Below are 11,816 nucleotides of genomic sequence, written 5' to 3' on the forward strand. Positions count from 1 at the left end.
TCGGCGGCGGCCGGGCAGGCCACACCGATATACCCCAATCGGGATATATTCCCGGCGCCCCACCCCTCGCTAGTCTGCTCCTGACCTCAACGACTCATCTCAACGACTCATCTCAACAACGACGACATCACCTGCGAGGGCGAGACCATGAGCACCGAGACCCGGACCTACGATGCCCAGGCGCTGTGGCAGAAGGACAAGGATCATTTCATCCACCCCTTCACCGACTACAGCCTCTTCCATGAGAAGGGCTGCGACCTGATCACCGAGAGCGACGGCATCTACGTGGAAGACGTCCACGGTAACCGTTTCATCGACGGCATCGCCGGCCTGTGGTGCGTCAACGTGGGCCACGGCCGCGCCGAGATCGGCCAGGCCATGGCCGACCAGGCCACCCGCATGGCCTACTTCTCCACCTTCAACAACCTCTCCAACGCCCCGGCGGCGGAGCTGGCCGCCAAGCTCGCCGAGCTGGCCCCGGCCCATCTCAACCATGTGTTCTACAGCTGCGGCGGCTCGGCGGCCAACGACGCCACCATCCGCCTGGTGCACTACTACTTCAACCGCCTGGGCAAGCCCAACAAGAAGCGCATCCTGTCGCGCAACAACGCCTACCACGGCACCACCTACCTCGCCGCCAGCCTGACCGGCATCGCCAGCAACAACTGGGAGTTCGATACCCTCGACCACCTGGTGACCCACCTCAGCGAGGCCAACTGCTACCGTCGCCCGGCGGGCATGAGCGAGGCGGACTACTGCGATCACTTGGTCAAGGAGCTCGAGGAGAGCATCGAGAGCATCGGCGCCGACAATATCGCCGCCTTTATCGCCGAGCCGATCATGGGCGCCGGCGGCGTGCTGATGGCCCCCCAGGGCTACCACGCCCGCATCCAGGCGGTGTGCCGCGCCAACGACATCCTGTTTATCGCCGACGAGGTGGTCACCGGCTTCGGTCGCCTGGGCCACTTCTTCGCCTCCGAGGCGGTCTTCGACACCCAGCCGGATATCATCAACTGCGCCAAGGGCCTCTCCTCGGGCTATGCGCCCCTCGGCGCCACCCTGATCTCCGACGAGCTCTTCGAGGTGCTGGGCACCCCCCAGGGCAAGGGCGGCGTGCTGAGCACCGGTTTCACCTACTCCGGCCATCCGGTCAGCTGCGCGGCGGCGCTGAAGAACATCGAGATCCTGGAGCGCGAGGCGATCTGCGAGAATGTCCGCGAGGTGGGCCCCTACCTGGAGCAGAAGCTCAAGACCCTGGCGGATCACGAGACGGTGGGCGACGTGCGCGGCAGCCACTTTATGCTGGCCATCGAGAACGTCGCCGACAAGGCCACCAAGGAGCTGCTGCCGGTGGAGGCGCGGGTCGGCGACCGGGTCGCCGCCGAGGCCCAGAAGCGTGGCCTGATCATCCGTCCGGTGGGTCACCTCAATATCATCTCGCCGCCCCTGATCTGGGACCGCGACACCGTGGATCGGGTGGTGGCCATCCTCGACGAGGCCTTCGCCGCCACCACGGCATCACTCAAGGCCGACGGCTTTATCTGACCCGCTCGGGGGCCGGGCGACCGGCCCCCACCCTCACAAGACCACAACGATAAATAGAGAGTGTTGTATGGAAAGTTTTGGCGCCTGGAGCCTGCTCCCCACCCTGGTGGTGCTGGGCATGGCCATTATCACCCGCCGCACCATCGAGTCGCTGATGGCCGGGGCCCTGGTGGGGCTGCTGATGATCGACCCCACCAGCGTGGTCACTCAGGGCTCGGATATCCTGCTCACCGTGCTGGGCAACGACACCGTCACCTGGATCATCCTGGTATGCGGCCTGTTCGGCAGCCTGATCGCCCTGCTGGTCAAGACCGGCGGCGTGCTCAGCTTCGGCGACGCCATCACCAAGCGCATCCATAGCCGCCGCCAGAGCCTACTGGCCACCTGGGTGCTGGGGCTGGTGATCTTCGTCGACGACTACCTCAATGCGCTGACCATCAGCGCCTCCATGAAGAAGGTCACCGACCGCTTCCAGGTCTCCCGGGAGAAGCTCGCCTATATCGTCGACTCCACCGCGGCGCCGATCTGCATCCTGGTGCCCTTCTCCACCTGGGCGGTGTTCTTCGCCGGCCTGCTGGAGGAGAACAACGTGGCCGGTAACGGCATGGGCCTGTATATCGAGTCCATTCCCTATATGTTCTACGCCTGGGTGGCCGCCGCCGTGGTGCCCCTGGTGGCCATGGGCTGGATTCCCAACCTCGGCCCGATGAAGGCCGCCGAGGCCCGCGCCGCCGCCGGCCAGTTGATGCCGGCAGGCGTCGACGACAACGCCCTGGAGGTGGAGGACACCGGCAAGAAACGCCCGCACCTGCTTAACTTCCTGTTACCCATCGCCACCCTGATCTTCTTCACCTGGTACTTCGAGATCGACATCCTGCGCGGCGTCATCGTGGCGCTGGCGGTGACCCTGGTGCTGATCGGCGCCCAGCGGCTGCTGAGCTTCCACGACACCTTCGACACCGCCCTCGATGGCTTCAAGGCGATGATCATGCCGCTGGGCACCCTGGTGGCCGGCTTCACCCTCAAGGAGGTCAACGACGTGCTGGGGCTCACCGACTATGTGATCGCCACGGTGCAGCCGCTGATGACCCCGAGCCTGCTGCCGGCGGTGGTCTTCGTTACCATGGCCTTCCTGGCCTTCGCCACCGGCTCCTTCTGGGGCATCTTCGCCGTGGCCATGCCCATCGTGCTGCCGCTGGCGGCGAGCATGGACAGCCATATGCCGCTGGTGATCGGCGCCCTGATCTCGGCCAGCGCCTTCGGCAGCCACGCCTGCTTCTATGGCGACTCCACGGTGCTCTCCGCCCAGGGCAGCGGCTGCACGCCCATGGCCCACGCCCTGACCCAGTTGCCCTATGTGTTGATCGCCGCCGCCATCGCCGCCGGTATCTTCCTGATGGTCGGCCACCTGTGAGAATCGCCATGAACCAGCCAATCCTCGATCAAGCCACCGCCGAGGCCACGCCCCGGGCCCAGGGCTTCGCCATGCCCGCCGAGTTCGCCCCCCACGACGCCTGCTGGATGCTCTGGCCCCAGCGCCCCGACACCTGGCGCTATGGCGCCAAGCCGGCCCAGCAGGCCTTCGCCGAGGTGGCCTGCGCCATCGCCGAGAGCGAGACGGTGTTCGTCGGCGTCAACGACGAGCAGTACGAGAACGCCCGCAACCAGCTGCCCGCGCATATCCGCGTGGTGGAGCTCTCCAGCAACGACGCCTGGATGCGCGACATGGGCCCCACCTTCCTGACCCACCCGGACGGCCGCCTGGCCATGGTGGACTGGGTATTCAACGCCTGGGGCGGCCTCAAGGGGGGCCTCTACTTCCCCTGGGACAAGGACAAGCGCATCCGCACCAAGATCGCCGAGATGCTCGGCATCCCGCGCTTCGAGGCGCCGGTGGTGCTGGAGGGCGGGGCCATCCATGTGGACGGCGAGGGCACCCTGATCACCACCGAGGAGTGCCTGCTCAACGCCAACCGCAACCCCGAGATGGGCCGCGAGGCGATGGAGACGGTGCTCCGCGACACTCTGGGCATCGACAAGGTGATCTGGCTGCCCCGGGGCTGCCACCTGGACGAGACCGACGGCCATGTGGACAACCTCTGCTGCTTCGTCGCCCCGGGCCAGGTGGCCCTGACCTGGTGCGATGACGAGTCGGACCCCCAGGCCGCCATCTCCCGGGAGGCCCTGGCGGTGCTGGAGAGCGCCACCGACGCCAAGGGCCGGCCGCTGACCGTGCACAAGCTGCCCCAGCCCGGCCCGCTGTATATCGCCGAGGACGAGGCCAGCGGCCTGGATCGCCTCAACAGCTCCCACCCGCGCCAGCCCGGTGACCGCATGGCCGGCTCCTACGTCAACTTCTATATCGGCAACTCGGTGGTGGTGATGCCCTTCCTCGACCCCGCTCATGACGAGGAGGCCAAGGCCATCCTCCAGGGGCTCTTCCCCGACAAGCGAGTGGTCGGCGTGCCGGCCCGGGAGATCCTGCTGGGCGGCGGCAATATCCACTGCATTACCCAACAGCAGCCCAAGCCCTGAAGTCGCCGAGGGGCACTACCCACCCCACCGCCGAGGCCCTGACACAGGGCCTCGGCGGCGTCGTTATACGGCTTGGTGACGCCGCGCAAGCCTTTTGTTGCCCCTTGACGCGAAAACTACTTGCGACCAGCCTCATGGGGGGCCATTATCTGCGCCCTCTCGCCGGCCCACCATGACGACGGAGCCGGGCGAGGCCATGACCGGGGTGGCATCGGGTCGGGGTGCGCTGTGGCGGCCCACTACCGATAAGACCCTACCACTGTTGACATTTCCCGATCTGGATTCGAACCCATGAGCAAAGTCTTGATTATCGGCGCCGGAGGCGTCGGCGGTGTCGTTACCCACAAGTGTGCCCAGCATCCCGAGGTCTTCAGCGAGATCATGCTGGCCAGCCGCAACGAGGCGAAGTGCAAGGCGATCGCCGACCAGCTGGATCGCCCGATCCAGACCGCCCAGGTGGATGCCGATAACGTCGAGGCGCTGGTCGCCCTGATCGAGTCGTTCCAACCGGACGTGCTGATCCACGTGGCCCTGCCCTATCAGGACCTGACCATCATGGAGGCCTGTCTGCGTACCGGCGTGCCCTACCTGGACACCGCCAACTACGAGCATCCGGACGAGGCCAAGTTCGAGTACAAGGAGCAGTGGGCCTTCCAGGACCGCTACCAGGACGCCGGCAACATGGCCACCCTGGGCTGCGGCTTCGACCCGGGCATGACCAATATCTACTGCGCCTACGCCCAGAAGAACCTCTTCGACGAGATCCACCGCATCGACATCCTGGATGCCAACGGCGGCGATCACGGCTACCCCTTCGCCACCAACTTCAACCCGGAGATCAATATTCGCGAGATCACCGCGAAGGGTCGCTACTGGGAGAAGGGCGAGTGGAAGGAGACCGACCCGCTGGCGGTGAAGCGCAAGTTCGACTTCGACGGCATCGGCGAGAAGGACATCTACCTCCTCTATCACGAGGAGATGGAATCCCTGTGCCAGAACATCAAGGGTCTGGAGCGCATCCGCTTCTGGATGACCTTCTCCGACAAGTACATCACCCACCTCAAGGTGCTCGAAAACGTCGGCATGACCAGCATCGAGCCGATCAAGGTTGGCGATGCCGAGATCGCCCCGCTGGAGTTCCTCAAGGCGGTGCTGCCCGACCCAGCCTCGCTGGGCCCGCGCACCAAGGGCAAGACCAACATCGGCATCATCGCCGACGGCATCAAGGACGGTAAGCGTCGCAAGGTGCATATCTACAACATCTGCGACCACGAGCAGTGCTACGCCGAGGTCCAGTCCCAGGCCATCTCCTACACCACCGGCGTGCCGGCGGTGACCGGCGCCATGCTGATGCTGGAAGGCATCTGGAAGGGCGCGGGCGTGTTCAACGTCGAGCAGCTCGACCCCGACCCCTTTATGGCGCGCATCGGCGAGATGGGCCTGCCCTGGCAGGTGGTCGAGCTCGACCCCGACCACGACCCCCTGGCCTGAGCCATGGCGAATGCACGCGAGCAGGGCCTGGACTTTAACGTCCGGGCCTGCCCCTCCCCGGCCTATGTGGTGGACGACGCCCTGCTGCGCCGCAACCTGGAGCGCCTCGCCGAGGTCCAGGAGCGCAGCGGCGCGCGCATCCTGCTGGCACTGAAGGGCTTCGCCATGTGGGACTGCTTCCCCATGATCCGCGAATACTTGGTGGGCACCACGTCCAGCGGCCAGGACGAGGCGCGCCTGGGGGCGGAGACCTTCGGCGGCGAGGTGCACTGCTACTCGCCGGCCTTCACCGCGGCGGAGATGGACGTGGTGCTGCGTTACGCGGACCACCTCAGCTTCAACTCGCCGGGCCAGTGGCGGCGCTTCCGTGACACCGTCGCGGCGGCGCCCCGCCGGGTCTCCTGCGGCCTGAGGGTCAACCCGGAGCACTCCACCGGCGCGGTGCCACTCTACGACCCCTGCGCGCCGGGCTCGCGACTCGGCACCCGGGCTCAGGATCTCACCCCCGAGGATCTGAACGGCCTCGAGGGGCTGCACTTCCATACCCTGTGCGAGCAAAACAGCGATGCCCTGGAAGAGACCCTGGCGGCCTTCGAGGAGCGCTTCGGCCACTACCTCGCCGGCATGAAGTGGATGAACCTGGGCGGCGGCCACCATATCACCCGCGCCGACTACGACGTGGAGCGGCTGGTACGGGTGGTCCGCGGCTTCAAGGCGCGTCATCCGCACCTGACGGTCTACCTGGAGCCCGGCGAGGCCATCGCGCTGAACACCGGCTATCTGGTGTGTAGCGTGCTGGATATCGTCGACAATGACGGCCCCATCGCCATCCTCGACACCTCCGCCACCGCGCATATGCCCGATGTGCTGGAGATGCCCTACCGCCCCGAGATCATCGGCGGCGGCGAACCCGGCGAGAAGGCGTATACCTATCGCCTGGGCGGCACGACCTGCCTGGCCGGCGACGTGGTCGGCGACTACAGCTTCGACGAGCCGCTTCAGATCGGCGACCGCCTGGTGTTCACCGACATGGCCCACTACACCATGGTCAAGACCACCACCTTCAACGGCATCCGCCTGCCGTCGATCTGCCGCATCGACGAGGCGAGCCGCGAGGTGCGCACGGTCAAGACCTTCGGGTATATGGACTATCGACAGCGGCTTAGCTGAAGCCTCGCGCTCTCCAAACGAAACGCCACGACCTCGGTCGTGGCGTTTTTTTATGGCTTCCCACCAATAGCTCCTATCTCAGTCGTTCAAGTAGCGCCGCCGATAATCGCCGGGCGTCACCCCGACGACCCGCCTGAAGGCGGTGGTAAAGTAACTGGCGTGGCGGTAGCCGACCCGCTCGGCGACCGCGGCGACGTCGAGGCGGGTATGGATCAGCAGGGACTGGGCCTCGCCGATCCGGCGGCGAATCAGGTAGTGGATGGGCGCGCAGCCCACCGCGGCCTTGAAGCGGTGGGCCAGGTGATAGGGGCTGACCTTGAAGCGCGCGGCCAGGCCGGCCAGGTCGAGCGCCTCGGCATAGTGTTCGTCGAGGTAGCGGCGCACCTCCTGGCCGAGGTCGTAGCCGGGGACCTCGAGGCGCGGCTCGGGCCGCTCCAGCAGGCGTCCCACCAGTTGGATCAGCGCCTGCAGCAGGTGATGGCACACCTCGGCCTCGCCCTGCCCCACCCGCTCATAGAGCAGCCGCATCAGGCCCTCGACGGCCGCGTGGTGTTCGCCGCTGGCCAGCACCGGCCGGCCCTGGTCGGGCACCAGGTGATTGACCGGCAGCCCCTTGAGCTTGAGGTGGCGGAAGCCACAGCAGTAGGCGCCGATGCCCACCTCCGCCCGGGCCGACTCGTCGTGGAGGACCCCGCTGTTGTAGATCAGCACATCGCCGCGGCGGGTGCGGTACTCGCGCCCGCCGATGATATGGGTACCCTCCCCCTCGCGGATAAAGACGATCTCGGCGCGGTCGTCGTGGCGATGCATGGCCCGGGGCATCTCGCTCTGGCTGCCCTCGGCCAGGCACATATAGAGCAGCTCCGCGGGCCGCTCCACCACCGACGAGCCGCGGGCGCCGGGAATCATAAAGCGCTGAATCACCGATTCGTCTCCTCGCCGTCACGCCACCCATCTTCGCCCGGCCCCGGTGGCGGGCGCCAGCCCACCGCCCGCCTGGGTTCATGGAATAACCGCGGACCGCTTCCCGCGATCAGCGGTAGTCGACCCAGACGGCCCCGGCCTCAGCGGAACGCACGCAGTGCTCCACCCAGCGCACCCCTTCGACGCCGGCCTCGATGCCGGGTATGCCCAGGGCCTCGACGGCCGCGGTATCGTCGCGGTCCAGCGCCTCCATGGCCAGGGCGAAGCGGCCGTAGAGGTTGGCCCAGGCCTCGAAGAGCCCCTCGGGGTGGCCGGCGCCGATACGGTCGTCCTCCCTGGCCTCGGGAGAGAGGTAATCCATGCCCCGCTCCAGGATCCGGACCGGCTCGCCCTGCACCTCGTAGCGCAGCTGGTTGGGGTGCTCGTCCCACCATTCCAGGCTGGCCTTCGAGCCGATCACCCGCACCTTCTGGCCGTGCATTGAGCCGGCATTGACCGCCGAGGCCCACAGGTGCCCCATGACGCCGCCCTCGTACTCCATCAGCACATAGGCGTTGTCCTCCAGGGGCGCGCGGCTTTCCACGAAGCTCTGCCGCGAACAGAGCAGTCGCTTGATGCGCCGATCCGGCAGCAGCGTCTCGGCGATGTAATAGGGATGGGTCGCCAGGTCGCCGAGCACGTAGCTGGGCCCGACATGCTTCGGGTCGACTCGCCAGCGGGTGCTGGGGTTGGCCAGCTCCACGGCCTCGCTATGGAAGCCATGGGCGAACTGCATATGCACCATGCGGATCTCGCCGAGCTCGCCGGCGGCGATCATCGCCCGGGCCTGGCGGATCAGCTGATGTCCGGCGTACCCATAGGTCACGCCGACGAGGCGGCGCCGCTCCCTGGCCAGGGCGCGCAGCGTCTCGGCCTCCTCGACGGTGAAGCACAGCGGCTTCTCGCAGACCACGTGCAGGCCGGCCTCCAGCGCCGCCTTGCAGATGGCGAAGTGGGTACCGTTGGGGGTGGCGATGGAGACCGCCTGGATACCGTCCGGTCGTTTGGCCTCCTCGGCGAACAGGGTTCGGTAGTCGGGATAGCAGCGCTCCGGCGCCACCCGCAGCGCCTCGCCGAAGTCGCGGCCCCGCTCGGGGTCAATATCGAAGGCCCCGGCGAGGAGTTGGAAGCTGTTGTCGCGCAGCGCCGCGCAGCGATGGCTATAGCCGATCTGGCTGCCGCGGCCGCCGCCCACCATCGCCCAGCGGATGGGCACGGTCACTCTCAGGTCACCCTGGATCATGATCTTGTCTCCCGTATCAGAGGCTGGCCCGGAAGCCCCGGTCCTTGAGGTAGTCGAGGCTGGCGGTCACCGCGGCGAGGCTGCCATCGGCATGGCGGGGGTCGCGCTCCTGCTCGATGGTGATATCGCCCTGGTAGTCGATCTCCTGGAGCAGGCGCCGGATGGCATCGTAGTCGATGCATCCCTGGCCGATGGGGCACATCACCCCGCGGGCGCAGGCCGCGAAGAAGTCCACCCGGTCGGCCATGACCTCGGCGAAGACCCGCGGCGCGATGTCCTTGAAATGCAGGTAGTCCAGGCGCGCGGCCTGGTCGCGCAGCCAGGTCACCGGATCCATGCCGGAGTAGTGGAGATGGCCGGTATCCAGGCACAGGCCGGCGGTGTGGTCGGGGATATCCGCCAGCAGGCGGCGGATCTCGTCGGCGAACTCGATATAGCCGCCGGCATGGGGATGGACGACCGCGCGGATGCCGTACTCGCGGCTGGCCAGCTCGGCGATGGCGCGGATGTTCGCCATCAGCGTGGCCCAGCGATCGTCGGCGAGGCGCGGCGCCGTCTCGGGGTGACCGGCATGGCGGCTGCGCTCGGCATGCACATGATCGATCAGCACCAGATAGGGGGCGGGGTGGCGCTGGCCCGGCGCCCGGGGCAGTTCCGGCAGCCGCCTGAGGAAGCCACAGATCTCGTGGGTCTGGCGGATCAGGCTGTCGAGGTTGGTCGGGTCGACCAGGTCATCGAAGATGGTTCCGGCGACCACCGTCAGGTCACGCGCCTCCAGGGCCCGGGCGAGGCGTTCGCCCTCCAGGGGCAGGTAGCCGTAAGGCCCCAGCTCCAGGCCCTGGTAGCCCGCCTCGGCGGCCTCGTCGAGGACCCGCTCCCAGGGCGGCAGGTGGGGGTTGTTGACGTCGTCGACGCCCCAGCAACAGGGCGCGCTGGCGATTCGTAGGTGCATTCGGAGGACTCCGTGGGCAAGGTTTGGGATGAGGGACTGATGCCCGCTCGCCCCCCATTACAGCAGTCGGCCGATCCGCCGATTTTCACTTTCTTGTTATTTCTTCTCTGCCGCCATCCTCTCCATACGCCGAGAACGGGTGATCCGGAGCACTTACTCCGGTGACGAGGCATCAGTAACTTCGCTTTCTTGCTATCAGCGTTGGTCCCGGCCTGGCGACCACGACGACAGGGCGGCGCTAGGCCGGCCCGTCAGGAGGTATGGTGGCGGTTCAGACATGACTGACCAGCCACCGTGCGATAGCCTTCGAACATAGGCCGCATACCGCATCAGGTCAGCTGTAACTCATCCAATAACCTGGCAAGTCCCTGTCGGTCTTCTCCCTCCAACCCTCTGAGTGGCAGCGGCAAGCTGGGAGACGCGGCCAAGCCCTGGAGTTCCGCTGCCGTGGCTACCACACGTAGGCTGCCACCATGCTGGCTAAACAGTCCCCATAGCGGAGCCAGTCGCTCGGAAATGCGCAGGGCTTCCTGGCTGTCACCCGCCTGGATGGCACGAGTAATGGCCAAAGCGGTTTGGGGAAACAGACCACCAATCACCGAATACCAGGCCTCACACCCGGCATTCAAGCCAACGGCGGCCAAGGGATCACCGCTGACCCCGATCGTGACACGAGACGGAATAAGAGCTCTCAAACGTTCGACACGCTCCTTGGCGACATCAGGCGCTGCCGGTACGCCTGGAATCTTGATGGAGCCGATGCTGGGAAGTTCAGCGATACGCCCATGCAACTCGTCACTGAATTCGAAATGGGTGGTGCCAGGGTTATCGTAAACACACAGCGGCACCGACAGTGCCCGTGTCACGACTTTATACAATCCGAAGACCTCATCCTCGGATAATTTTTGATACGACATCGGAGCCAGTAACACAGCGCTCGCCCCGGCCTCCTGAGCATCTTCAGCCAGGGCCAGTACCTCGCGGATACTCAATGCACTGATACCAATAATTACTGGGGTCTCACCGGCATGCTTCACCGAGAGCTGTGCAATACTTGCCCTTTCCTTTCGGGTGAGGTAAGCGTAATTTCCTGTCGACCCCAGGGCACCGATGGAATCCACACCGGCATCAGCCAGCCGCTGAATTAGCCCTATAAAGGCCGTCTCATCGATCACACCATGCTGCATTGGGGTCAATGGAAAGGCACTCAATCCAGAAAACATGGTTCGACTCTCTTTGGCGAAAAGTGATGGGTAGATGGACCCAGGATAAAACGCCACATGCGTCCCCGATCAGGCCTCGCGGTTGGTAATCGCCATTAGTATTCCCAAGGTCATTAGGGTGACTCCAGATAGCCGGGACAGCAGGTGCTCCCTAGCTGCCTTGGCAACCCCGGAGCCGACGATTCGGCTTGCGGAGAAGACGGCAATCAGGTCCACCGTACTGTTTAACAGGACGCAGATACTCCCCAGCAAGATAAACTGAGGAGCCATAGCCTGCTGAGTCGATACGAATTGGGGAATAAACGCCAGAAAGAACATGGCAGTCTTCACGTTCAGCGTCTCGACAATGATCCCATCTCTCAGTGCCTTAGCAGGGCCGGCCCGCCTGACGACAGGAGTCCTCACCGCCTCCGGCTTGGATAAGATGATTTTGATACCGAGATAGACCAAATAGGCCGCCCCAAGGTACTTCACGACAGCGAAAACCATCGCCGACTGGGCAACCAACAGTGACAGGCCCAGGGCGGCAGCAATGACATGCACCAAGCCGCCCAAAGTCAAACCTAACGTCGAGGTTATGCCTTCTCCTCTGCCACCAGCGACAGTGCGCGCCACCACATAAGCGACACCGGGGCCCGGAATAATAGCCAGCAGAGTAGCTGCAAGCAGAAAGCTGGCTGTGGGAAGCATGACC

10 protein-coding genes are annotated in these 11,816 nt (G+C 65.5%); 5 read left to right on the forward strand and 5 right to left on the reverse strand.

Going from position 1 to position 11,816, the window contains the following annotated elements:
* Positions 1 to 147: 147 nt before the first annotated feature.
* From ACZ5EF_RS17555 to nspC, 5 genes are all read left to right on the forward strand, one after another.
* Positions 148 to 1,545 (forward strand): aminotransferase, encoded by a 1,398-nt coding sequence (locus ACZ5EF_RS17555; protein WP_346061330.1) that lies wholly within the window; start codon positions 148 to 150, stop codon positions 1,543 to 1,545.
* Between the two features lie 67 nt (positions 1,546 to 1,612).
* Positions 1,613 to 2,959, forward strand: a complete 1,347-nt coding sequence (locus ACZ5EF_RS17560; protein WP_346061329.1) for a Na+/H+ antiporter NhaC family protein — start codon at positions 1,613 to 1,615, stop codon at positions 2,957 to 2,959.
* 8 nt (positions 2,960 to 2,967) lie between these two features.
* The gene (gene aguA / locus ACZ5EF_RS17565; RefSeq protein WP_346061328.1) at positions 2,968 to 4,080 is read left to right on the forward strand and encodes an agmatine deiminase; all 1,113 of its coding nucleotides are present in this window, start codon (positions 2,968 to 2,970) and stop codon (positions 4,078 to 4,080) included.
* 291 nt (positions 4,081 to 4,371) lie between these two features.
* Entirely contained in the window at positions 4,372 to 5,571 is a 1,200-nt protein-coding gene (locus ACZ5EF_RS17570; RefSeq protein WP_346061327.1) for a saccharopine dehydrogenase family protein, read from the forward strand.
* 3 nt (positions 5,572 to 5,574) lie between these two features.
* A complete protein-coding gene (nspC, locus tag ACZ5EF_RS17575) occupies positions 5,575 to 6,741 on the forward strand; it encodes a carboxynorspermidine decarboxylase (RefSeq protein ID WP_346061326.1) in 1,167 nt (388 codons plus the stop codon).
* A 78-nt stretch (positions 6,742 to 6,819) separates the two neighbouring features.
* On the opposite strand, the gene ACZ5EF_RS17580 is transcribed toward nspC, so the two are convergent.
* The 5 genes from ACZ5EF_RS17580 to ACZ5EF_RS17600 form a co-directional block, all read right to left on the reverse strand.
* Positions 6,820 to 7,665: an AraC family transcriptional regulator gene (locus ACZ5EF_RS17580; protein WP_346061325.1), complete on the reverse strand. Its 846-nt coding sequence runs from the start codon at positions 7,663 to 7,665 to the stop codon at positions 6,820 to 6,822.
* A gap of 109 nt (positions 7,666 to 7,774) precedes the next feature.
* A complete protein-coding gene (locus ACZ5EF_RS17585) occupies positions 7,775 to 8,947 on the reverse strand; it encodes a Gfo/Idh/MocA family protein (protein ID WP_346061324.1) in 1,173 nt (390 codons plus the stop codon).
* 16 nt (positions 8,948 to 8,963) lie between these two features.
* On the reverse strand, positions 8,964 to 9,899 hold the full coding sequence (locus ACZ5EF_RS17590; RefSeq protein WP_346061323.1) for a TIM barrel protein: 936 nt from the start codon (positions 9,897 to 9,899) through the stop codon (positions 8,964 to 8,966).
* A 329-nt stretch (positions 9,900 to 10,228) separates the two neighbouring features.
* Positions 10,229 to 11,122: a dihydrodipicolinate synthase family protein gene (locus tag ACZ5EF_RS17595; RefSeq protein ID WP_346061322.1), complete on the reverse strand. Its 894-nt coding sequence runs from the start codon at positions 11,120 to 11,122 to the stop codon at positions 10,229 to 10,231.
* 69 nt (positions 11,123 to 11,191) lie between these two features.
* Positions 11,192 to 11,812 (reverse strand): LysE family translocator, encoded by a 621-nt coding sequence (locus ACZ5EF_RS17600; protein ID WP_346061321.1) that lies wholly within the window; start codon positions 11,810 to 11,812, stop codon positions 11,192 to 11,194.
* Positions 11,813 to 11,816: the final 4 nt, after the last annotated feature.

It is taken from the genome of Bisbaumannia salifodinae (genome assembly GCF_055388505.1).

Bases quoted from the DNA above. Each gene is read 5' to 3' on its own strand.
- ACZ5EF_RS17585 (WP_346061324.1), bottom strand. From the start codon at position 8,947: ATGATCCAGGGTGACCTGAGAGTGACCGTGCCCATCCGCTGGGCGATG.
- ACZ5EF_RS17590 (WP_346061323.1), bottom strand. From the start codon at position 9,899: ATGCACCTACGAATCGCCAGCGCGCCCTGTTGCTGGGGCGTCGACGAC.
- ACZ5EF_RS17560 (WP_346061329.1), top strand. From the start codon at position 1,613: ATGGAAAGTTTTGGCGCCTGGAGCCTGCTCCCCACCCTGGTGGTGCTG.
- aguA (WP_346061328.1), top strand. From the start codon at position 2,968: ATGAACCAGCCAATCCTCGATCAAGCCACCGCCGAGGCCACGCCCCGG.
- ACZ5EF_RS17600 (WP_346061321.1), bottom strand. From the start codon at position 11,812: ATGCTTCCCACAGCCAGCTTTCTGCTTGCAGCTACTCTGCTGGCTATT.
- ACZ5EF_RS17570 (WP_346061327.1), top strand. From the start codon at position 4,372: ATGAGCAAAGTCTTGATTATCGGCGCCGGAGGCGTCGGCGGTGTCGTT.
- ACZ5EF_RS17595 (WP_346061322.1), bottom strand. From the start codon at position 11,122: ATGTTTTCTGGATTGAGTGCCTTTCCATTGACCCCAATGCAGCATGGT.
- nspC (WP_346061326.1), top strand. From the start codon at position 5,575: ATGGCGAATGCACGCGAGCAGGGCCTGGACTTTAACGTCCGGGCCTGC.
- ACZ5EF_RS17555 (WP_346061330.1), top strand. From the start codon at position 148: ATGAGCACCGAGACCCGGACCTACGATGCCCAGGCGCTGTGGCAGAAG.